The organism is Micromonospora sp. NPDC049101, assembly GCF_040648675.1.
GTDB lineage: Bacteria > Actinomycetota > Actinomycetes > Mycobacteriales > Micromonosporaceae > Micromonospora.
In genome coordinates this window covers 193,443-215,046 of sequence record NZ_JBEZED010000002.1, presented here as the reverse complement: position 1 = coordinate 215,046, position 21,604 = coordinate 193,443, and the positions used below count along the sequence as shown (strand labels likewise).

General features: G+C 69.0%; 18 protein-coding genes. 9 read left to right on the top strand and 9 right to left on the bottom strand.

The annotated features are described in order from the left end of the window. Window positions 1–87 precede the first annotated feature (87 nt). Together AB0B57_RS03630 and AB0B57_RS03625 are read right to left on the bottom strand one after the other, a co-directional pair. The gene (locus AB0B57_RS03630; protein WP_357064791.1) at window positions 88–3,096 is read right to left on the bottom strand and encodes an alpha/beta fold hydrolase; all 3,009 of its coding nucleotides are present in this window, start codon (window positions 3,094–3,096) and stop codon (window positions 88–90) included. A 566-nt stretch (window positions 3,097–3,662) separates the two neighbouring features. Beyond that, window positions 3,663–4,367, bottom strand: coding sequence for an MOSC N-terminal beta barrel domain-containing protein (locus AB0B57_RS03625; protein ID WP_357064790.1), 705 nt, complete (start codon window positions 4,365–4,367; stop codon window positions 3,663–3,665). Between the two features lie 209 nt (window positions 4,368–4,576). Here AB0B57_RS03625 and AB0B57_RS03620 point away from each other — a divergent pair, with 209 nt between their 5' ends. Then, window positions 4,577–4,864: a hypothetical protein gene (locus AB0B57_RS03620; RefSeq protein ID WP_357064789.1), complete on the top strand. Its 288-nt coding sequence runs from the start codon at window positions 4,577–4,579 to the stop codon at window positions 4,862–4,864. 257 nt (window positions 4,865–5,121) lie between these two features. Then, entirely contained in the window at window positions 5,122–5,754 is a 633-nt protein-coding gene (locus tag AB0B57_RS03615; RefSeq protein ID WP_357064788.1) for a nucleoside monophosphate kinase, read from the top strand. Window positions 5,755–5,834: 80 nt separating this feature from the next. Here the strand turns inward: AB0B57_RS03615 and AB0B57_RS03610 are convergent, their stop codons facing one another. Next, window positions 5,835–6,260, bottom strand: a complete 426-nt coding sequence (locus AB0B57_RS03610; RefSeq protein ID WP_357064786.1) for a DUF1731 domain-containing protein — start codon at window positions 6,258–6,260, stop codon at window positions 5,835–5,837. Between the two features lie 425 nt (window positions 6,261–6,685). Next, window positions 6,686–6,859 (bottom strand): hypothetical protein, encoded by a 174-nt coding sequence (locus AB0B57_RS03605; protein WP_357064785.1) that lies wholly within the window; start codon window positions 6,857–6,859, stop codon window positions 6,686–6,688. 242 nt (window positions 6,860–7,101) lie between these two features. On the opposite strand from AB0B57_RS03605, the gene AB0B57_RS03600 reads away from it, so the two are divergent. Beyond that, window positions 7,102–8,595 (top strand): sulfatase, encoded by a 1,494-nt coding sequence (locus AB0B57_RS03600; RefSeq protein ID WP_357064784.1) that lies wholly within the window; start codon window positions 7,102–7,104, stop codon window positions 8,593–8,595. A 491-nt stretch (window positions 8,596–9,086) separates the two neighbouring features. Beyond that, a complete protein-coding gene (locus tag AB0B57_RS03595; protein ID WP_357064782.1) occupies window positions 9,087–9,467 on the top strand; it encodes an Mth938-like domain-containing protein in 381 nt (126 codons plus the stop codon). A gap of 137 nt (window positions 9,468–9,604) precedes the next feature. On the opposite strand, the gene AB0B57_RS03590 is transcribed toward AB0B57_RS03595, so the two are convergent. Together AB0B57_RS03590 and AB0B57_RS03585 are read right to left on the bottom strand one after the other, a co-directional pair. Further along, the gene (locus AB0B57_RS03590; RefSeq protein ID WP_357064780.1) at window positions 9,605–9,838 is read right to left on the bottom strand and encodes a hypothetical protein; all 234 of its coding nucleotides are present in this window, start codon (window positions 9,836–9,838) and stop codon (window positions 9,605–9,607) included. A gap of 60 nt (window positions 9,839–9,898) precedes the next feature. After that, window positions 9,899–10,201, bottom strand: a complete 303-nt coding sequence (locus AB0B57_RS03585) for a hypothetical protein (RefSeq protein ID WP_357064981.1) — start codon at window positions 10,199–10,201, stop codon at window positions 9,899–9,901. Here AB0B57_RS03585 and AB0B57_RS03580 point away from each other — a divergent pair. Next, the gene (locus AB0B57_RS03580; RefSeq protein WP_357064779.1) at window positions 10,088–13,867 is read left to right on the top strand and encodes an acyltransferase domain-containing protein; all 3,780 of its coding nucleotides are present in this window, start codon (window positions 10,088–10,090) and stop codon (window positions 13,865–13,867) included. The two genes, AB0B57_RS03585 and AB0B57_RS03580, sit on opposite strands and share 114 nt — an antisense overlap. Window positions 13,868–13,934: 67 nt before the next feature. On the opposite strand, the gene AB0B57_RS03575 is transcribed toward AB0B57_RS03580, so the two are convergent. Both AB0B57_RS03575 and AB0B57_RS03570 read right to left on the bottom strand, forming a co-directional pair. Next, entirely contained in the window at window positions 13,935–14,915 is a 981-nt protein-coding gene (locus tag AB0B57_RS03575) for an aldo/keto reductase (RefSeq protein ID WP_357064777.1), read from the bottom strand. A 76-nt stretch (window positions 14,916–14,991) separates the two neighbouring features. Further along, window positions 14,992–15,912, bottom strand: a complete 921-nt coding sequence (locus AB0B57_RS03570) for a helix-turn-helix transcriptional regulator (protein WP_357064776.1) — start codon at window positions 15,910–15,912, stop codon at window positions 14,992–14,994. 221 nt (window positions 15,913–16,133) lie between these two features. On the opposite strand from AB0B57_RS03570, the gene AB0B57_RS03565 reads away from it, so the two are divergent. Beyond that, window positions 16,134–17,522 carry an MFS transporter gene (locus AB0B57_RS03565; protein WP_357064774.1) on the top strand — a complete coding sequence of 463 codons (1,389 nt, stop codon included), beginning with the start codon at window positions 16,134–16,136 and terminating at the stop codon, window positions 17,520–17,522. Window positions 17,523–17,632: 110 nt separating this feature from the next. On the opposite strand, the gene AB0B57_RS03560 is transcribed toward AB0B57_RS03565, so the two are convergent. Next, window positions 17,633–18,073 (bottom strand): nuclear transport factor 2 family protein, encoded by a 441-nt coding sequence (locus tag AB0B57_RS03560; RefSeq protein ID WP_357064772.1) that lies wholly within the window; start codon window positions 18,071–18,073, stop codon window positions 17,633–17,635. A gap of 144 nt (window positions 18,074–18,217) precedes the next feature. On the opposite strand from AB0B57_RS03560, the gene AB0B57_RS03555 reads away from it, so the two are divergent. From AB0B57_RS03555 to AB0B57_RS03545, 3 genes are read left to right on the top strand one after another with little or no spacing between them, the layout of a single operon-like run. Beyond that, window positions 18,218–19,930, top strand: coding sequence for an FAD-dependent monooxygenase (locus tag AB0B57_RS03555; protein ID WP_357064770.1), 1,713 nt, complete (start codon window positions 18,218–18,220; stop codon window positions 19,928–19,930). A 43-nt stretch (window positions 19,931–19,973) separates the two neighbouring features. Continuing rightward, window positions 19,974–20,453 carry a VOC family protein gene (locus tag AB0B57_RS03550; protein WP_357064769.1) on the top strand — a complete coding sequence of 160 codons (480 nt, stop codon included), beginning with the start codon at window positions 19,974–19,976 and terminating at the stop codon, window positions 20,451–20,453. An 8-nt stretch (window positions 20,454–20,461) separates the two neighbouring features. Next, window positions 20,462–21,547, top strand: a complete 1,086-nt coding sequence (locus tag AB0B57_RS03545) for an aldo/keto reductase (RefSeq protein WP_357064767.1) — start codon at window positions 20,462–20,464, stop codon at window positions 21,545–21,547. Window positions 21,548–21,604 lie beyond the last annotated feature (57 nt).

Here is a 21,604-nt window from a genome sequence, read left to right as displayed (position 1 = left end):
TGTTGGGTATCGTCATCTGGTCTCCCAGTACTCGCGAATCGGCTGATGTTGATACCTGAGGCTAGCGTGCACGGGGCTGTCTGGTAGCTATACGTTCCGGCGATCCTCCCCGCTTCGATCTGTCGGCAACACGACAGGTGAGTCCTCCGCGGTGGTCCTCGGCATGGGTGCCTGCCGGGCAGCCGCTCCTGGTTGACGAGACGAGCCGTCCGTCTGATCCGGCGGGATGCCCTTTGCCTGGGCCAGCAACACCCGAGTGCGCTCCGTCTCCGGGTGGCTCGGCCCCAGTGCCTTGATCCGATCAACGAGGAGCTGGCTCAGGTCGGAAATGGCGGCTGCCTCTTTGCCCTGGTGGACGAGGGCGACCGCCAGGATGTATCGCAGGTGCATCACCGCCGGGGCGTGCCAACGGTCACCGGCCTCGCGGATGGCGTCCCTCGCCTCGGCCTCGGCCTCGGCGTCCTTTCCCTGTTCGGCAAGGCTCTTCGCGAGTGTGCGGCGGACGAAGAGCGTCTCCGGCGTGGTCGGCGACCAGATCCGCCTTCGGATGTCCAGCACCTCCCGAATCATCCGCTCCGCCTCGGCGGCGCGACCCAGGTTGAGGATGGCCCGAGCGAGGCTGTGCCGTACCACCATGGTGTCCGCGTGCTCCGGACCGCGGACGGAGTTCTCCGCATTGACGATGGAGCGCAGCAGTGGCTCTGCCTCCGCCCAGCGGCCCTGCTCGAGTATTGCCTTGGCGAACTTGTGTCGACTGGCGAGGGTGTCAGCGTGGTCCTCACCGAGAATCTGGGTGCGTCCGGCGATCACCTGCCGGAGCTTCTCCTCCGCGGCCATTGGCTCGCCTCGGTCGAGAGCGATCCGGCCCTCCTCGTGGCGCAGCGCCAATATCTCGCGGTCATCGCGATCAAGACCAAACACGTGACACTGGGAAATCAGGGAGTTGATGAGATCCTGCGCCGGTCCCAGTAGGCCCGTGACGATGAGGTAACGGGCGGTGAGCCGGGCGAGTTCCAGCGCCGATGCGGTGACCTGTCGGTCCTGCGGCCAGGTGCCCTGCAGGAGCGTGGCCGGCACGAGACTGACCGCGTGCGGTGCGAGAACGTTCCACATGACCCAGCTCTCTGGGTAATCCGGATCGAGACCTTTGGTCATCGCCAGGAGCATCTGCACGTTGAGCCCGTAGTAGTCGAGGCGTCGCTGCTTGACCTCCTTGTCCTGTCGAAGGACGCCGTGAGCGAGTGGATGCAGAGACAGCACCTGCGCCAGTTCCTCGTCGTTGACGTCCGGCAGCACATGGGGTTCCACGAGGCCGAGGTCGGCCAGGCCGCCGAGCGCCGCGATTCGTTGCTTCAGGCTCGAGCCGTGAAAGAGCGGCGACTCTGCCACCACGTCCTGCCGTAGCAGCACGTGATACGGGATTGGGGCGATGTTCAGGCAGGCAAACAGCTTCAGCAGCCGCGGCGCCAGAGTCACACCGCGTTCCGTCAGAAGTTCCAGGGACAGCCCGAACACATGCTCCATTTCCAAACCAAGTGATTCGTTGAGGTCACCACTGTCCGAATTGGTCGTTGATTCGAGACGCCGACGAGCCTCTGCCCGGTAGGTGGCCAGATCCCGTATGCCAGCGGAGTCAGAGCCCCAGATCTTCTTGGTGTTGACGTCGTTGATGTAGTCGGCTGCCGCGCGGAGCGCCAGTGGGAGACCTCCCAGCACCGCGGACAGCTTCCGGGCTTCCTCGAAGGAACGCCCGCTGACCTCGGGTCGGAGCCGGTCCAGCAGGACAGCCGCGCCGTCGCTCTCCTGCAACGGCGACACATGGTGCACTGCGCTCCACGTTCCCCAGGTTGATTCGTTCCGGTCGCGGCTGGTCACCAGGACCTTGCCCTTGGCGATTGTCGGCTCCCTGAGCCACCCGCTGCCGTCCGACACCGGCCCGTCGTAGGGCGCCAGATGCCCGGGATCGTCGGCGTTGTCGAACACCAGTAGCCAGGGCTCCTCCTGGCTGTTGAGCAGGCGCCATACCAGATCGGTCGCGCTTGCCGAACCCACCCAGGCGCGTTCGATCTCGACCTCTGGCGCGTCCAGTCGCACGGCCACCTCTCGCATGCAGGAGTTGATGCGGGTCACGGGGACCCACCACACCCGACAGCCGGTCGCCTCCGCCCGATGAGCGATCTCCAACGCCAGGCGACTCTTACCCGAGCCGCCCAGACCCGCCAGTATGTGGACCCTCCGTGGCGGATTGGGCGACTCGATCGATCGCATCAGGGTTGCTCGCCCCTGCAAAGGGGTGTCCCTACGGCCATAGGGCGGAGTGACCGACGCCCGCACCTGCCATTCGGAGGAAGTGTCCGAGGAACTCGCAGGCGGCTGTTCCGGCTCGTCGGCGGCGAGCAGTGCCCTCCGGACGATTCGGTACTGGGAGGTCTCCCGGCTTGTCGGTTTGATGATCGAGAAGTGGTCACCGTCGACGACGCCATTCGCGGGGAACGGCATCGACGTGACGATCGGCGGGGCGATCCGATCGCTGACGCCACCGTATGAGGCGAGCGGGATGAAGCACTCGGTCTTGCTGACGCCCTGGGCCTGCACGATCGCCCGTACAACGGTTTCCTGTGCCTCCAAAACGACCCGATCGAAGGGGCGCAGCTGTCGCTCCTGAGGATTTCTTGAGGCGAAGAACGCGAATCTCCGCACCGACAGCAGGAACTCCGCTCCAGAGTTCGGGCAGGCAAACATCACAATGTTCTTGATCCGGCTGAGTTTGTCAGCGCGACCACGCCACACCTGCCGGGCCAGCAGTCGCTGCACGACGAGGCCACCTTGGCTATGGGTGACGAACACGATCGACGCGGCGTCTCGTAACTCGTTCTCGTAGTACGTCCACAGTCGGTCGGCGATGTCGTCGACCTCGGCGATGCGGCGGTCGATCCGAACCCTGATGGGCGGCGACTCGTACCGAAACGTATGTACGCTGACGAACGACGCCAGCTCCGCATCGCCCTGGATGAGGTCCACGAACGGTTGCCAGGTCGAGGGCGACGAAAACAGCCCGTGTACGAACACCAGGTCGACGGGCTTGCGTGTCGTCATCACAATCTCCCGCTGGAGTCGAGTGCAGCACTGCGTGTCGCGAGTTGGTGGAGGTCTTTGGCTGCTTCGGCCCCATGCTGGCGGCGCTGTTGCGAGCGTTCGATGTCGCGTACCTCCAAACTGGATGCCCGGCATCGAACTCGATCAAACCCTTTTCGGCACGCTGCGTCATCGACCGATCCGACATCTGTAACCGCATGTTGGCCAATGGCTTTCACCGGGCGGCGGCACCGGGCCGCCCTGCGGCTGGCCCCTGGACCTGTCGGTCGTCGTCCACCCCGACCTGGCGCGGCAGCTCGCCGACCGACTGGCGGCCTGATCGACCAGCCGGCGTCACTTCGGTCCGGCGAATCCCCACACTGACATATTCACGCCCGGGCGGCGACGCGGCACCTGTTGGAAGCGGCGTCGTATCGCAGACGCCGGCGCCTACCTTGGCGCTCGGCGTGAACGCACTCATCTCGGCCATGAGCGGACGCCGCTCGACTGACAGCCGGGAGCAAACCGGCTGACCTGCTCGGGGACGCCGAAGAGGTCACCCCCATCACCGCAGGTCTCTGCGCCAGTCAGTTCCACAGGCACACGTCGCCAACGGCGACCCGGCCCGGCTGCTCGACCGTGGCTACAACCCCGAAGGTCAGTTCGTGGTAGTCAGCGAGGATCTTGAGCAGGTCGTTCCGCTCGTCGACACGATCCTGTGCCATGTCGATCATCACGCAGCGGGTAAGCGACCTGACCGGTCGCAGAACCACCTCTGGCCCGACCTGCAGCCGGCGCCCCAGCCAGCCGTCCTCAACGAAGCCACTGCCGGGCACATCGATCAGGAGGTTGGCCCGGAACCGCAGCGGGTCGACGCCCGTACCTTGCGGCTCGCCGCCGCTCAGCTCAGTCAGACGGCGCAGCCCGGCTGTGGTGATGAGGCTGACCGGGCCTTCATCGTGGTGCGGGACAACGCCCTCCGGGGCAAGCGTCACCGTCCGGCCGAGCACCTCACCGACCGCCCGGTGCCCGTCTGGATCGTCGGCCCCGAAACGACGACCGTCGGGCAGTTCGACGATCGGAGCCGGTGTCGCCGCGTACGCCCGAAGCCCGAACAGGCCCGGCATCCGGCGGAACCGGCGGGTGCTCTTGCCGCTGCCGAACTTGCCGTCCGGGTCGCGCACCGCCCACAGCCGATCACCGAGCAAGCCGCGCTCACCCACCTCAGCGGCCGGCACCGCCTCGCCCAGCATCGACTTGATCGGATAACTGCGGATCTCAGCGACCTCCACGCGGTCGAGAGTAGGAGATCCGGGAATCCCGCACCGCACCCGACCATCCGATCTCGCCGTCCCGGCCCGAACGCTGGCCGACCCAGGAACACGCTTCTCGCCGCGACCGGGCGGACACCCGGGGTGGGACCGGGGGAACCACGCGTTGAGCCCGGCCTGCCCAGCGCGCGGCGCCGGTGCCGCGCGTCCCGTCGTGCGAAGGTCTGCCGGTGACGATGTCCCTTGAGTACGGCGGTCGGCGGTTCCAGGTCATGGCCTACCACGACGCTATGCGGCATGACGGCCCGGCGCTTGAGCTGGCGGAGCTGGTGGACGGCGAGCTGGGTCCGGCTCTCGTGACTGTCACGTTCGCCGACGAAAGCGCCGGTGGCGCCGAGGTCCTGCTGACCGACGCTGTCCTGCCACTACCGATACTGAGGGCATTCGTGGAGGAAGCCGTACAGGAAGAACATCGCATCGGCGGGGCGGGCCTGCCTGGCCCCGGCGAGACGGCGTGATGGAGCAGGCGGCGCCAACTCGTGCTGGGCGTTGAGCCGTTCGACGAGCGCCTGCTCTTCGGCACTTCCGTGGGCCATCCACGCGCAGTCACTCGGGCCGCGGCGAGGATTCCACGCCATCCCGAGCACGGCACACCGCGAAGGGGTCTTCCGGAAAAACAGCCGTAGTCCTGCAGGGGCTGAGCGTCGTCGAGTACCACCTCTTGCAGCCACCCGGCCGGCGACAGGCCATCGGGCTACAGCGATATGCTGCGCCGATGCGCCTGGCCGTTCTCGGACCACCCGGCTCCGACCGGAAGGCCATCGCCAGCACCATCGCCGCGCGTCTCGGCGTTCCCCGCATCAGCCTGGCGGACATAGTCCAAACCGAGATTCGGGCGAGTACCCCAGCCGCGCTCGAGGCCCTGCAGCACATGAACGCTGGTGAACTCGTGCCGGAACAGGTGCTCCTCTCGATGATCCGCAACCGCCTCGCCCAACCCGACGTCGCCGCTGGCTTCGTCCTCGACGGCCTCCCCAACCACGCCATCACCGCAGCGGCACTCGACGCCCTGTTGTCAAACCTCGGCGCGCCAATCGACCGAGCGATCGACATCGTCCTGCCCGACGTCGAGGTCCTGCACCGCCTGGTCGGCCGTCGCACCTGCCGCGACTGCGGCCGAACCTGGCACACCGAGAGCGCCGCCCCCACGCGCCCCAACATCTGCGACCACTGCGGAGGCACACTGGTCCAACGCCACGACGACACACCCGAGCGCATCACCGCAGGCCTGCAGTCCTACCGACCCGCGGCGGCAGTCACCCTCAACCATTACCGCTCTCAGAGCAAGCTGTTCTCCATCGACGCCACCCTCACACCAGCGGAGATCGCCACCAAAGCAGTCGAATGAGCTATTCGGATCTGCCGCTCCGCCCAGAAAGATGCTGCTCGAAGCAACCGCCACGATGAACGGCGCGCCGAGCGGTCCTGCTAGCCTCGCCGGCGCCGTAACGCCAGGTCCGCGGCCGCGGCCGGCCACTGCGGATAGCTGAAGGTGAATCCGGCAGCAGAGAGCCGCCCCGGGGTGACTCGCCGGCTCGTCAGCAGCAGTTCGGTGTCCGACCGCATCGCGAACGCGCCAACCTCAGCCATCCGTCTGGTGGCCGGCAGGCCAACCGGCATCCGCCAGGCCGAACGCAACTCCCGCATGAACTCCCGCTGTGGCAACGGGCCGGGTGCCGCCAGGTTCACCGCCCCGGTGAGGTCGTCGCGTTGGATCAGGAATCGGATTGCGCGGGCGAAGTCCGTCTCGTGAATCCACGAGACATACTGCCTACCGCCCGCGACCGGCCCGCCGAGCCCGAGGCGCGCCAGCCAGCTCAGCACGTCGAACACCCCGCCGCGGTCGGGGCTCATCACCATGGCCGACCGCAGCGCAACCTTGCGGGTATTCGGAGTTGCCGCCTGCTCCTGCGCTATGGCGGTCTACCGATCTCACGTGTCGCCAAGGTGATCAGCGCGCGGCCTACCGAGCGACTGAGGAGATCGCCGCCTTTGGCGTCGCCGAGTCGAGCGGCGCCGGCCGGGACGAGGCGCGATCCGAAGAGGTCACCAGCCTGAAAGGGCTGGCAGGGGCGGGTGCGGTTGAGGAATGTTGGACGTCGTTGGGTGCGGTTCAAGGCCGTTCAGGGCACCCCGTTTGCTCCCAATCCGCTCCCCCGAACCGGGCTCGCGGTCGCCGGCGGCGTATGCGGATCCGGTGGGCGGTGCCCCGACATCTTGAGCGCCGCTGGCGCCGACATCGGCGGCCGGGCTGGTGTCGCGCTCGATCGCGGACGGATCTATGCCGGCTCGCGCACGCCGCCGGCGTTACCGCCGTCGTCTGGCATCGGCTCGACCGGGGCTTCGGGCAACTCGTCCGGCGTGTCAGGCAGAAGGACGGCCGCGTCGTCGGGCACCGGTTCACGCGGGTCGATGGGCGGATACTGTTCGGGGTCGAGATCCGGTCCAGTCATCAAATGAGTATCCGTCGTCTTCCGGACTGCCGCTCGTCGGGCCCGCGAGCCGGGCGGCCTTCCCCTCGCCCTGGGCGACTGGCGGCACCGCTCCGTGGGCGGCCTGTCACCTCGGGCGGTGCTCAGCAGAGCCCACTCGCCTCGACGGCCACTGCGGGGCGGCCGTGCGGCTACCGGGGTGTTGACCGGATCATCACGACTTGTTGAATAGATGCTGACTAATTTTAGCCAGGCTTGGCGGCATGGCTATCACCTACCGACGCCTCCTCGCCGCCACCCTCGTGGCCGGGCTGACCCTGCTCGCCGCCTGGACACCGGCACGCGGCGCCGAACCCACTCCGGCGTCCACCGCCACCGCCCCCAACATCATCTTCGTTCTCGTCGACGACCTCGCCTGGAACCTCGTGCAATACCTGCCGCAGGTACAGCGACTGCAGAGTGATGGAGTCACCTTCACCAACTACACGGTGACCGACTCGCTGTGCTGCCCGTCCCGCTCGTCGATCCTCACCGGCCAGTTCCCCCACGACACCGGCGTGTTCACCAACGGCGGAGCCGACGGCGGGTTCGCGGTCTTCAAGGGCCGGGGCAACGAGGACCGAACCTTCGCGACCGCATTGCAGGGCAAGGGCTACCGAACCGGCTTCCTGGGCAAGTACCTCAACGGCTACCTGCCGGCGGACACCCAGGGAGGGTCGCTGCCGTACGTCCCACCCGGCTGGTCGGAGTGGTACGTGGCGGGCAACGGGTACTCCGAGTACAACTACGACCTCAACGAGAACCACACTGTCGTCCACTACGGCAACCAGCCGGCCGACTATCTGACCAACGTGCTGTCACGCAAGGGTAAAGACTTCATCCAGCGGTCGGCGGCGGCCAACACACCCTTCCTGCTGGAGGTCTCGACCTTCGCCCCGCACAGCCCGTTCACCCCGGCCAACCAGGACCTCGACGACTTCCCCGGCCTCACCGCCCCGCGCACCGCGGCGTACGACCGACTGCCCACCAACCCGCCGTCCTGGCTGGCTGGCAACGCCCCGCTGACCACGCAGGAAAAGAACACCCTGGACACGAACTTCCGCAAGCGTGCCCAATCCGTGCAGGCCGTCGATCGACTGATCGGCAACCTGCGCGCCCAACTCACCACCAGCGGCATCGCCGACAACACCTACGTGGTGTTCAGCTCCGACAACGGCTTCCACATGGGCGAGTACCGGCTGACCGGTGGCAAGCAGACCGCCTTCGACACCGACGTGCGGGTACCGCTCGTCGTCGCCGGGCCGGGCGTCGTCCCCGGCTCGCAGCGTGCCGAGATCGTGCAGAACATCGACCTGGCACCAACCTTCCAACGTATCGGCGCCGCCGACGTCGGCACGCACGTCGACGGGCGCAACCTGCTCCCCCTCGCCCAGGGCGACCCGGCACCGAACTGGCGTACCGGAGCGCTGATCGAGCACCGCGGCCCCAACCAGGCATCCGACGATCCTGACGCCCAGGACCGGCGCAACGGCAGCCCAGTCACGTACGAGGCCCTACGGACAGCGACCTACACCTACGTCGAGTACTCAAACGGCGAGCGGGAGTACTACGACCGGACCACCGACCCCCACCAGCTCAACAACATCGCGGCCGGACTCTCGACAGCCCGCCGGGCCGCACTACACGACGCGCTCGCCGCGTACGTCGCCTGCCACAGCCACTCGGCGTGCTGGACGGCAGGTCACGTGCCGGCCTGACGCCGCACCAACCGCAACGGCCCTGACCTGGGGCCCCGCGCTGTCCCAGGTCAGGACCGCAGGACCGCAGGGACCTGTGCGAGGGCTCCACCCTGGCCGGCGATCCCGCCATCGTCCTGCATCGTTGAGTGACCAGCCGTCACCTTGAGTTCCGTCGTCAGTCTGCGGTCGGGCCCCACTATCGGAAGGAGTGTCCGCGGCAGTCAACTGTTCGTCGCGGACCTGTGCCTGGAGAGCGCGCAGTTGCTCGGCGAGAAACTGACCCGGAGTCGACGAGTACCTCTCGGCCGATGCCTTTCACCACTGCGAACGCTTGATATGGGCCGCCTGAAGGCGTCTGTTATCGACACCCCTCCGGACGGGCACCGAGCTAACCGGTAGACGAGTTCACCATGGGGATCTACGCCCATTGATACTGTGGAGCGGGCGATCGGCGGCGTCAGCCCCGTACGTGCCGCGGCCGACGTGGCTCCCTGCGACGAGGAGATGCCGTGTCTAGTGAAACAACTCGTTCGCCGCTCGTCCTGTCGATCTCGTGGGGTCGAATGGACGTCGAGGACCTTGGGGTTGGCAAGGACTTCACGCTCTACCCCGGGGGTGGCCGCCCCTGGGACTGGTCCGAAACCGGCACCCGCCACAGCCCCGGCGTCCAGCCCGACGATATCCAAGAGCTCTTGTCTCGGGGCGCCAAGACCGTCGTTCTGTCGCGTGGCATGCAACTGCAACTGCAGGTCGACCCGCGCACCCTGACGCTACTCAAGGAGCGCGGGGTGACCGTCCACGTGGCCGAGACCACGGAGGCAGTCCAGATCTACAACGTCCTCGCCACCGCTGGCGCCGCCGTCGCAGGGCTGTTCCACTCGACCTGCTAGACGCGACCACAGACACGCTCGCGCGGCTGTGAGAGTGCGCCCGAGACCAAACCGGTCTTCGAGTACGACAGCGTAATGGTGTGGGTCGGCCACCCCGACCACTGCCGGGTCGAGCGGCGCGTCAGCGGCCGGGATCCTCACCTGGTCGAGTCGGCACGAACGTCCTGCCCTGCGCCCGTGGCCTGGAAATGCGTGCCCGCCCGGCGCGGATTACCGCTGGGTGCACGGGCGTGGACGTTGCCAGCTTTCTTGTGGCGGTCCGATTCGGTGCCGGTGGTGCCGAAGCGCTCGACAATCGTCCGCTCGATCCGGCGGGTCGCTTCATCCCGGTGAACGATGTCCTGGGTGAGGGATTCGGTGGAGTGCGGCACCGCATCGACGACGGGCGGCGTGGCGACGCCCGAGAGGACTTATCATCATATTGTTGCGATTCAATGAACAGTGAAATTCTTCATGCCCCATCCGGTCTTCCGATGGCCGCCGCGATCAAGGGGTTTTCGGATGCTATCTTTCCCTTCCGGCAAGCCGGCCGTCGGTCTCCGGCGCGCGGTGCACGCCAGCAGTTCGCAATGTCCGGCTTCACCTGCTCGCCCGCCGCGCAGCATTTGGAGGTAACGACCATGACTGACGAAGCACCCGCGCATGGCCGCGATCCTGTCGCCATTGTCGGAATCGGCTGCGCTCTGCCCGGTGCAACCGATGTGACCGAACTGTGGGAAATGCTGGTCGCGCATCAAAGCACTATCGGAGAAATTCCGGCCGAACGGTTCGACATCGACGCATGGTACGACCCCACTCCTGGTGTACCAGGGCGTATCTCCACCCGCTGGGGGGGTTTCCTACCCGACGTCGACCAGTTCGACGCGCCGTTCTTCGGCATGTCACCCCACGAAGCCGACCGGCTCGACCCCCAGCACCGGCTCATGCTCCGCACCACGTGGGAGGCGATCGAGGACGCCGGGCTGTCCGCCGAGCGGCTGGCCGGCACCGCCACGGGCGTCTACACCAGTTGCCTGGCCGCCGACTACTGGGACAACGTCCGTGGCGCGGACATGTTCGACATGGACGCGGCGACCGGCACCGGCGGGTGGGGCCTGCCCTCGGGACGGATATCCCGCCTGCTCGACCTGCGCGGGCCCAGCATGGGTGTCGAGGCGACCTGCGCCACCGCCCTGCTCGCCGTGCACCTCGGCTGTCAGGATCTCTGGTCCGGGCGCACCGTCCAGGCGATCGTCAGCTCGGCGAACCTGCTGCTGGGTCCTGACCTCTACTTCAGCCTGTCCGAATCCGAGATCCTGTCCCCCACCGGTCGCAGCTGTTTCGGCGAGAGCACCGCCGACGGCTACGTCCGCAGCGAGGGGGCCGTGACCGTGGTCCTCAAACCGTTGAGCCACGCCCTGCGCGACGGCGACCGGGTGTACGCGGCGATCATCGGCACCGGGGTGAACAACAACGGGCGTACCAACGCCACCATGCTGGCACCGGGGGTGGACGGGCAGCGGGACATGCTCCGCGCCGCGCTGCGGGACGCCGGTGTGCGTCCGGCCGACGTCGACTACGTCGAAGCCCACGGTGCCGGGACCCCGCGCGGCGACGACGTGGAACTGACCGCGCTGCACACCGTCCTCGGTGAGGGCCGGCCCGCCGAGCGCCCCTGCCTGACCGGGTCGATCAAGTCGAACATCGGTCACGCCGAGGCCGCCGCCGGTCTGGCCGGTCTGGTCAAGGCCGCTCTGGCGATCCGTCACCGGACCATCCCGGCCTCCCTGGGCGTGGAACGGCCGCACCCGCTGTTGGCCGCCGGAACACCACTGGCCCTGGCCTCCACGACCCGCCCCTGGCCGGAGACGGGACGTCCGGCCATCGCGGGAGTGAGCTCGTTCGGTCTGTCCGCCACCAACGTCCACGTCGTCCTGTCCGAGGTGACGACCGCGGACGTGACGCCTGCGGCGGCGCCGTCCACGGTCCTGTTGCCCCTCTCCGCCCGCGACCCCGGTGCGCTGCGCACCCTGGCCGAAAGGTACGCGGACCTGCTGGACGGGCCGGAGCGGGTGGAGCCTGCCCAGGTCGCGTACCAGGCCGCCACCCGACGGACCCACCACGACCTCCGCCTGGCCGTGGTCGGCGGGGACCGCGGTCGGCTCGCCCGGGACCTGCGCGCCTTCGCGGCCGGTCAGGTGCCGGACAGCGTCCGGCTCGGCACCGCGGGACCAGGCCTGCCCCGGGTGGTGTTCGTCTACCCGGGCCAGGGCGCGCAGTGGCCCGGCATGGGTCGCCGGCTGCTGGCCGATCCGGTCTTCCACCGCCAGATGGTCGAATGCGACGAGGCGATCCGGGCGGAAGTCGGCTGGTCGCTCATCGACCTGCTCTCCGACGCCCGACCACTGCTGACCGAGGACGTCGTGCAACCGGCGCTGTGGGCCGTCCAGCTCGGGTTGTCCGCGTTGTGGCGCAGTTGGGGCTTCCGGCCTGATCTCGTCCTCGGCCACAGCCTGGGTGAGGTCGCCGCCGCGTGCGTCACCGGTGCGTTGACGGTCCGGGACGGCGCCGCAGTGGTGTGTCGGCGCAGCGCCCTGATCCGAACCTTGGAGGGGCCGGGCGAGATGTGGGCCGTGCAGCTGGGCGAGGACCTCGCCCGGGAGGCCTGCAGGGACGTCGCCGACCTGGTGAGCGTGGGGGTGGTCAACAGCGACCACGCCACCGTTCTCGCCGGTGGGGCGGACGCGGTGCGTGCGGTGGTGGAGCGGCTGACGGCGCGGGGCGTGTACTGCCGACAGGTGAGGGTCCGCTACGCCTCGCACTCCCCCCAGGTGGAGCCGTTGCGTTCCGATCTGCTGACCGCCCTGGCCGACCTACGGCCACGGGCCGGCACGGTGCCCATGTACTCCACCGTGCACGATCGCGAGGTCACCGGCACGGAACTCGACGCCGACTACTGGATGGCCAACCTGCGGGAGCCGGTACGCTTCGCCTCCGCGATGCGCCACGCCCTCGCGGACGGACGACCGGTGGTGTTCGTCGAGATCAGCGCCCACCCCCTGTTGACCGGGGCGATGGAGGACACCATCGAGTCCGTGGGGGCACCCGCCGTCGTGGTCACGTCGCTGGTCAAGGACGAGGACGAGCGGGAATCCATGCTGACGGGCCTGGCCGGCGCCCACGTCCACGGGTGTGCGGTGGACTGGTCGTCGGTCGTCGGGCCCCACGGGCACCTCGATCTTCCCCACTATCCCTGGCAGGGCCGGCGCCACTGGGTGGACGGACGGCCAGCGGCGGCACCGGCCGCGCCGACGCAGCCGGTCCCGGACACGTTCACGGTGGACCAGACGTGGACCGGGCCGGCCACACCACTCGCCGTGGGGTTGTCCCTCGTCCATTCGGCACTTCACGAACTCACCGAGGGCGCCCCCACCGTGCTGGAGAACCTCCGCGTCCCGTCCGTCGGCCGGTACGGCTCCGGCGCGCTGCAGGCCCGGACCGTGCTGTCCCGTGAGCCCGACGGCTGGCGGTTCGAGGTCAGCGTGGCCAGCGGTGGCGCGGGCGCACTCGAGGGCTGGACCACCTACGCCTCGGGCAGAGCGCGGCCGGCCACGCCGCGGCCACGCCGCGTCGAGCCGCTGGATCAGGTCCGCGACTGGTGCGCTGAACCGGTCCCGTACCCGGCGGCCAGCGGGTTCGTGTCCCTGACACGGCGGTCGGGCGAGTCCCTCGGGATGGTGGCCGACGGGGGGACGCCCCACAGCAGGGCAGACCTGCTCGACCTGGCTGTCCGGGTGCTGCACAGCGCCGTTCCCGGTGGTGTCTCGGTCGTCGGGGCCGGTGGGAGGGCCATCGAGGTGGCGGAGGTGACGGTGCCCGACGCCGTCGCCGGGAAACTGTGGGTACACGCGCGCATCCGGCACGCCGACCCGACCGGAAGGGTCACCGTCGGCGACGTACGCGTCCTCGATGAGGAGTGCCGACCGGTCGGCGAGTTGCACGGGCTCGCCGTCTCGGACGCCGCCGACACCACGCTGTTCCGGTCGGTGCCCGCGGTGGCGCGAGCGGTCCACACCGGCCCGGCACGGCTCGTCCCGGCCGGGGTGTCCGGCGGGATCGCGGCGAGCCCCGTCGCCACCGCGACGGTGGCCGCGTCACCTCCGGCAGCGGGGTACCCGGACAGTACCGGCAGAATCGTCGACATTGTCGCCCACCTGTTGCACCTGTCCCCGGACGACATCGACCACGCCCTGCCGCTACCCGACCTCGGCGTCGACTCGGTGCTAGCGGCACGGCTGCGCGGCAGGCTGACCCGGGAACTCGGTGTGCAGCTACCGATCCGTCACCTGCTCGACGGCCGGACCATCGCGGAGCTGGCCAGCGACCTCGACGGTCGTCGGGCCCTCGCGGATCGCCCCTGACCAGCCGCACGTCACCTGGTACGAACGGTGCTGGCGGAGATCACGCCCGGGGCGTGATCTCCGCCGCTCAGGCGCCGATCAAGCGCATCGCGTCGGCGGGGTAACGACCCCCGGCCACGGTGTCGGGGGAAACGGCCGCCTCCAGCGCCGCCACGGTGGCCTCGTCGAGCTCGACCGTGGCCGCGAACACGTTCTCCTCGAGATGGGTCCGGCGCCGGGTGCCGGGGATCGGGACGACGTCCGCACCCCTGTTCTGCACCCAGGCGAGCGCCAACTGGCCGACGGTCAACCCGTGACGTTCGGCCAACGGACCAAGCTGGTCGACCACGGCGAGGTTGCGTGCGAGGTTGCCGCCCATCATCCGGGGCTGCCCCTCCTGCCGGAAGTCACCCTGCTCGTAGTCCTGGCTCGACCGGTAACGGCCGGTGAGGAAGCCGCGGCCCAGCGGAGAATACGGCACCACGCCCACGCCCAGCTCCCTGCAGGCGGGCAGCACCTCGTCCTCGATGTCACGGGACCACAGCGACCACTCGGTCTGCAGGGCCGCGATCGGGTGCACGGCACAGGCCCGGCGCAGTGTGGCGGCACCCACCTCGGACAGGCCGAGGTGGCGCACCTTCCCCTGCGCCACGAGCTCGGCCATTGCCCCCACGGTCTCCTCGACGGGCGTCGACAGGTCGATCCGGTGCAGGAAGTACAGATCGATGTGGTCCACCCCCAGGCGACGCAGCGAGGCGTCGCAGGCCTGGCGGACGTACGGTGCGTCGCCGCGGATGCGGTTCTCCTCGCGCACCACCCCGAACTTGGTCGAGAGCACGACGTCGTCCCGACGACCGCGCAGGGCCCTACCGACCAACTGCTCGTTGGTGTACGGCCCGTACATGTCGGCGGTGTCGAAGAACGTCACACCGAGATCGATCGCGCGGTGGATGGTGGCGACGGACTCGTCGTCGTCGCCCGTGCCGTAGAACTCGCTCATCCCCATGCAGCCCAGGCCCTGGGCACTGACGGTCAACTGCCCGAGCCGTCGGGTCGGCAGAACACCCACGTCTCATCCTTTCATCGGTCTGGTCGGACAACGTCGCCCGGGACCCGGACGGTCCGGCGACTCGCGCGGAGACGGCTCAGGTGGCCAGCAGGCGGCGACCGGCGGTCCCGGCCGCGGCGCCCGCGTCTGGTCCATCCGCCTGCGCCTGCTCGATGGTCATGTCGGCGAGCAGGGCCAACGCCGCGGCGGTCGGCGAGTCGTCGGCGTCGGGCCCGTAGATCACCATGCGCTGGCCTTCGTCGTCGGGCAGCCACAACAACTCGTCCCGAAGGTGCAGTGACCCCACCAGTGGGTGCCGGTACTCCCGTACCGAATGGGCGCACTCCCGGACGGGGTGGGCCGCCCACAGGCCGCCGAATTCCGGGCTGAGCACCGTCAGGGTGCCGATCAGCTCGGTCAGTCGCGGGTCGTGCGGATAGCGGGCCGCCGACATCCGCAGGTACGCCACCGCGTCACGGGCCTTGCCCCGCCAGTCGACGTAGAGGTCACGCATGTGCGGGTCGAGAAAGACCAACCTGCCGAGGTTGGGCCGCTCGCGTTCGCTGCGCGGTGCCAGGAAGGGCAGGTGGCCGGCGAGCAGTGCGTGGCCCAGGCGGTTCCACGCCAACACGTCGGCCCTGCGGTCGATCACCAGCGCGGGGACCCGGCCGAAGGCCTCAATCATCGCCCTGACCGCGGGCCGGAGCTGCTCGGGCCGGGGCCGACGGAGCGCCCTGGGCCGTTGACGCGCCTGGTTGTAGAGGTAGGTGCGCTCGTCGTCGGTCAACTGCAGCACCCGCGCTATCGCGTCGAGCACGGCGTCCGAGGCGCCCCTGGTCTGCCCCTGCTCCAGCCGGGTGTAGTAGGCGACGCTGACCCCCGCCAGCATGGACAACTCCTCCCGGCGCAGCCCGGGCACCCGCCGTCGACCGCCGTGACTGACCAGCCCGACGTCCTCGGGCCTCAGGCGGGCCCGTCGGGAACGCAGGAACTCACCCAACTCCGTTCTCGGCTCCATGCCGCCATTATCCAGTCTCCGCCGCCGCAGAGCCTGGTATTCCGAATGCCAGGCAACCTGGTTCTAGCTCAACCACAGGGCTGGATAAGCCCGCCGAGTCGTTGCACCCTGATTAAATACACCTCCGTCGTGCAAATTGAGAGGCGATCATGGTTGGCAATACCGTCGATACGACTTCCGAACAATCCGCACAATCGGCGAAGCTCGGCACCCGCGGTTGGTTGACACTGATCACCCTGTGCGCCGCCCAGTTCATGGTCGCACTGGACTTCTCCATCGTCACCGTGGCCCTGCCGGTGATCGGCCAGGACCTCAACTTCGTCAGCGCCGGCGACCTGCAATGGGTGATGACCGCCTTCATTCTGCCCACCGCGGGTTTCCTGCTCCTGGCGGGTCGGGCGTCCGACCTTTTCGGCCGCCGCCGGCTCTTTCTCACCGGCCTCGTCATCATCACCGGGTTCTCCCTCGTAGCCGGCCTCGCCACGGCGCCGTGGATGCTCATCGCGGCGAGAGCCGGCCAGGGAATCGGGTCGGCGATGGTCGGGCCCACGGCCTTGGCCCTGCTCACCAGTTCGTTCCCTGAAGGGCCCCGGCGGAACAAGGCACTGGGGCTCAGCGGGGCCCTGCTGTCCCTGGGTTTCGTGCTGGGCACCATCGGTGGCGGCGTCATCACCGGGGGCATCAGCTGGCGGTGGACCATGCTGCTGCTGGTCGTCATGGGTTCCGCGGTCCTCGTCGGCGCGCTGGCGCTGCTGCCGCGCTCGGAGAACCGCAGCGCCACCACCCTGGACATTCCCGGTGCCCTGCTGGCCACCCTCGGCCTGCTCGCCCTCGTGTTCGCCATCTCGGTCGGCGGTGAGAACGGCTGGACGAGCACGCCGACCGTGCTGACCGTCGTCGCCGCCATCGTTCTGCTGGCCAGTTTCCTGCTGGTGGAGGCGCGGCAACCGGCACCCCTGGCACCGCTGCCGGTCCTGAACCGGCGGACCGTGAAGTGGGGCGGCCTGACCGGGTTCATCACCTTCGGCATGTGCGGTGGGACCACCGTCCTGCTGAGTCTCTACATGCAGGACGTGCTGCGGTGGACGCCCACGACGACCGGCGTCGGATTCCTCCCCGAAGGCATCGCCGCGATGGTCGCCGGAAGCCTGGCATCCCGGGTCATCGGGCGTCTGGGCACGACCAGCACGCTCATCACCGGGCTGCTCGTGCAGGGCCTGAGCACCGCCGCGATGCTCGCGCTGCCCCTCGAGGGCAACCTGGCCCTATTCATCGCGTCGACCGCCGGGTTGGGCTTCGGCCACGTCCTGGCCGTGGTGGCCTTCATCGGCACCATGACCTCCGGGTTGGGCGAGCACGAGCAGGGCCTGGGCGGAGGGCTCGCACAGACCGCCCAGCACGTGGGCAGCGCCGTCGGCGTCGCCATCCTCGCGGCGGTGGTCACCGCCCGCACCGAGCAGCTCACCAGCGCGGGCCAGCAGCCCGCCCTCACCGCCCTGCACGCGGGGTTCCTGGTGGGCGCCGTCGTCACCGTGGCCGGCGCGGTGGTCGCCGCGCTGTTCCTGCGCCGACCCGCGGCACGGCCCGTCACCGCCGGCACCCCGGCCTGACGGTCAACGGGTCCTGACAGGCACGTGGCGGCGGTGGTCCCGAGGGGGACCACCGCCGCCCGTCCGTCGGCGGACGCGGGACCCGGCCGCGTCCGCCACGTGCGCCCTTCCTAGCCGACGCCGGGGGTTCCCTCCAGCAGCGGCACCGGGTTGAAGTACTCCACGAAGCGCACGATCCGTCCGGCCGCGTCGAACTCGAACAGGGCAGCGTTCTCGTTGCGGTACGACGTGCCGTCCACCAACAGGGCGGTCGGCTTCCAGCGGGCGAAGACCTTGTCCGGGTCCTGCAGCGGGTACAACTCCACGTCGTCGTAGCGCAGCACCGAGTAGCCCGTCGCCATCTGCTTGTACAGCTCGTACACCGCGGGCCGTCCGACCACGCTCGACGGCAGCCCTCCAGTGGCGTACGGCATGAGCTGCAGACAGTCCTCGGCCCACAGCTCGATCCAGCCGTCGATGTCCAGCCGGGACAGCAACCGGTAGTAGTCACGCAACGTTGCGACGTTGCGCGCCCTCCGGGCGTCCGCCGACAACTCCTCGTGTGGGGTCACTCGTCTACTCCTCCACTTGACCGACCGACCTTGTCGAACGCGGCGGTGAATACCGTCCACGCCGCGGAAACGACTTGTCGGAAACGACACTCCTGCACTTTTGACCATAGCTCTACGTCGATAGATAACCATTGCTGAACCGCTATGGCGCGAAGACTCCGTCAGGTCCACGGGAGTAGCGAGCACGGCGATTTCCCCGGTGCGATCGGCAGGTCTACTCCGTGCGGTCGGCGTTGCTACCGGAGCCATTTCACTCCGATCATCGATACATCACCGGCCATCGTTCCAACGATGTCACGGTCGCGATGCGACGGAACGATCGACACCGGTCCAGAAACGCAGCAGTCAGCACTGCACCGAACGATCAGCGGCAGGAGAACAGGTATGTCAGTGGGCAGAGGCACGAGGCTACCGGGCAGAACGGACGTCCTCATCGTGGGAGGGGGTCCGGTGGGGTTGGCGCTGGCCTGCGCCCTACGGACCGCGGGCGTGGACCACGTCGTGGTGGAACGCCGATCGGCCCCCGCGCCGTACTCGCGCGCCGCGGCCCTACACGCCAGGACACTGGAGTCGCTGGCCGCCGTCGGGGTGGCCGAGGACATGGTGGCGCGGGGCCGGCCGGGTCGCGCCTTCGCCGCCCGCGACGGCGAGCAGGTGCTGCTCACCACCCCGTTCGACGAGCTCGACACACCCTTCCCGTTCGTGCTGGCCATCCCGCAGGAGACCACCGAGCAGGTCCTCGAGGCGCGGTTGAACGACCTGGGCGGTGGGGTGCACCGTGGCCACACGGTGCTGGACGTGCGACGCCAGTACCCAGGCTCGACGGTGCTGGTGTCCGACGACGACACCGGCGCGGTACAGGCCGTCCAGGCCCGCTACGTCGTGGGCTGCGACGGGATCCACAGCACGGTGCGGGAACGCGTCGGCATCCCCTTCCGGGGCCACGACCGACCGCACAACTTCGCCCTCATCGAGTTCGTGATGGACTGGTCCGGCCCGGAGGGGGAGATCAGCTTCTTCTTCTCGCCGGAGGGCCTGCTGGCCGTTTCGCACCTGCCCGGTGACCGCTACCGCATCGTCGCGCTTGTCGACGACGACACGCCCACCCCCGATCTCGCCGCTGTACAGGAGATGCTCGACCTGCGGGGACCCTCCGCGGCGGGGGCGAAGGTGCGGTCGCTGGAGATGGTGTCGATCTGGCAGGTCCGGCACCGGCTGGCCGACACCTTCGCCGACGGGCCGGTGTTCCTCGTCGGCGACGCGGCCCACGTGCACAGCCCGGTGGGTGCCCAGGGGCTCAACACCGGCATCCAGGACGCGCTGAACCTCGCCTGGAAGCTCGCCGCCGTCCTGGACGGCACGGCGAGCCCGGGCCTGCTGGACACCTACGACGCGGAACGGCGGCCGATGGCCGAGGGGCTGCTGGCCTTCACCGCCCAACTGCACGACGTGTCGACCATGAGCGATCCCGCCAGCATCCACCTGCGCAACTCCATGCTGGCCACCCTCGGCCGGCTGCCGGAGTTCTCCTCGTACCTGGCGAACCGGCTGGCCCAGCTGAGCGTCAGCTACGGCGGCGGCGCCGGCACGCCGAAGCCCGCGGTGGGTGACCGGATGCCACCGCGGCCGGGGATGTCCGAAGGGCTGGGCTGGTCGATGCTGCTGCCCCCGGACGCGGACCTGGACGCGGCGACCAGGGCCGCCGCGGACAGCCCGACGGCGATCAGCGTGGCGGTCAGCGCCGACCTGCCGCACGCCGTCCTCGTCCGACCGGACGGGCACGTCGCCCTGACCGCCCCGGCAGCCGCGGCGGCCGACCTGCCCGCCCGCCTACGGACCTGGCTCAACTCCAGGTGACGGCACTCGACCACACCGACACAACGAACGGAAGGAGCGGCCCATGACCACCCAGTTCAGCCGTCCGCCGGGTTCCGCCACCCTGATGCACGTGGCGATCTCCTGCCCGGACGTCGACGAGTCCCTGCGTTTCTACCGGGAGGGACTGGGATTCTCCCGGACCTACGAGTGGACCAGGACCTTCACCGAGACCGGGCAGGTGGTGTACTGCGGTCGGGGCGTCTACATCGAACTCGGCGGGCACACCTACGTCGAGCTCTTCCCGGGGGGCCGGCGTGACGTCGACTCCTCCGCCGGGCCCCTGCAGCACATCGCCCTCATCGTGCCGAGCGTGGACGAGGCGTACCGCAACTGTCTCGGCGCCGGCGGCGCGGCGTTCCCCTTCGACCAGTGGTCCGGGGAACCGACGACCGTGACCATCAACGGATCACCAGAGATGCTCGTGCGCGTGGCCTTCGTCAAGGGTCCCGCCGGTGAACTCATCGAACTGTACGAGCAGTACAGCCCTGTCGTCACGAAATGAGGAGAGGCATGCGCTACACCGTTCTGGGCAGGACCGGCGTACGGGTCTCCGAACTCGCCCTGGGCACCGTCACCTTCGGTGAGGACTGGGGCTGGGGAGCTCCGATCGAGACCAGCGCCCGCATCCTCGACCGGTACGAGGAGGCCGGCGGGAACTTCATCGACACCGCCGACCACTACACCGGTGGCACCTCCGAGCAGATCCTCGGCGAGCTGCTGAAGGGACGCCGTGACCGGTTCGTCCTGGGCACCAAGTACACGTTGCAGACCGACCTGGCGAACATCAACTCGGCGGGCAGCCACCGGAAGAACCTGGTCGCTTCGATCGATGCCAGCCTCCGCCGGATGCGGACCGACTACATCGACGTGCTGTGGGTCCATGCGCACGACACGCTGACCCCGGTGCCGGAGATCATGCGGGCGCTGGACGACCAGGTGCGCGCCGGCAAGATCCTCTACGTCGGCGCGTCCAACTGGCCCGCCTGGGAGGTCGCCCAGGCCAACACGCTTGCCGACCTGCGCGGCTGGTCGCCGTTCGTCGGCCTGCAGATCCGCTACAACCTGCTGGAGCGGGGCGCCGAGCGCGACCTGCTGCCGATGGCCCGCCAGTTCGACATCCCCGTGCTGTGCTGGGGCGCCCTGGCGGAGGGCCGGCTGACCGGCAAGTACCTGCGCGGGGGCACCGGCCGGCTGACCGTGGCGCCCCGGGAGCACAACAGCATGGGGGGCGTCGACGACCTCATCCGCATCGTCGCCGAGGTGGCCGGGGAGGGTGGCTGGTCCTCCGCCCAGGTGGCGCTCGCCTGGCTGCGCGCTCGACCGGGGACCGTCATACCGCTGCTCGGGGCGACCAAGGAGGAGCAGATCCGGGACAACCTCGGCAGCACCGAGGTCACGCTGAGCAACGAGCAGCTGAACCGGCTCGACGAGGCCAGCCGGACCCCGTTGGGCTATCCGCACGATCTGCTGCGCCAGGACGTCACCGTCAACGACATGTACGGCCGCCGCTGGTTCGACATCGACGACCGGCGCACCGGCGACCGGCGGGGCGTCGCCGATGACGTCCACTCGCCGCTGCCGCTGCCGCGCGACTAGCCACGAGTCGCGGCCGCCCCCGCACCATCCGGGCGGTGCCCGGTGGTCCCACCGACA

Excerpts from the sequence above, each read along its gene's own strand:
- AB0B57_RS03570 (WP_357064776.1), bottom strand. The coding sequence starts at position 15,912 with ATGGAGCCGAGAACGGAGTTGGGTGAGTTCCTGCGTTCCCGACGGGCC.
- AB0B57_RS03630 (WP_357064791.1), bottom strand. The coding sequence starts at position 3,096 with ATGACGACACGCAAGCCCGTCGACCTGGTGTTCGTACACGGGCTGTTT.
- AB0B57_RS03550 (WP_357064769.1), top strand. The coding sequence starts at position 19,974 with ATGACCACCCAGTTCAGCCGTCCGCCGGGTTCCGCCACCCTGATGCAC.
- AB0B57_RS03580 (WP_357064779.1), top strand. The coding sequence starts at position 10,088 with ATGACTGACGAAGCACCCGCGCATGGCCGCGATCCTGTCGCCATTGTC.
- AB0B57_RS03605 (WP_357064785.1), bottom strand. The coding sequence starts at position 6,859 with ATGACTGGACCGGATCTCGACCCCGAACAGTATCCGCCCATCGACCCG.
- AB0B57_RS03600 (WP_357064784.1), top strand. The coding sequence starts at position 7,102 with ATGGCTATCACCTACCGACGCCTCCTCGCCGCCACCCTCGTGGCCGGG.
- AB0B57_RS03545 (WP_357064767.1), top strand. The coding sequence starts at position 20,462 with ATGCGCTACACCGTTCTGGGCAGGACCGGCGTACGGGTCTCCGAACTC.
- AB0B57_RS03555 (WP_357064770.1), top strand. The coding sequence starts at position 18,218 with ATGGCGCGAAGACTCCGTCAGGTCCACGGGAGTAGCGAGCACGGCGAT.
- AB0B57_RS03585 (WP_357064981.1), bottom strand. The coding sequence starts at position 10,201 with ATGCGCGACCAGCATTTCCCACAGTTCGGTCACATCGGTTGCACCGGG.
- AB0B57_RS03610 (WP_357064786.1), bottom strand. The coding sequence starts at position 6,260 with ATGAGCCCCGACCGCGGCGGGGTGTTCGACGTGCTGAGCTGGCTGGCG.
- AB0B57_RS03615 (WP_357064788.1), top strand. The coding sequence starts at position 5,122 with ATGCGCCTGGCCGTTCTCGGACCACCCGGCTCCGACCGGAAGGCCATC.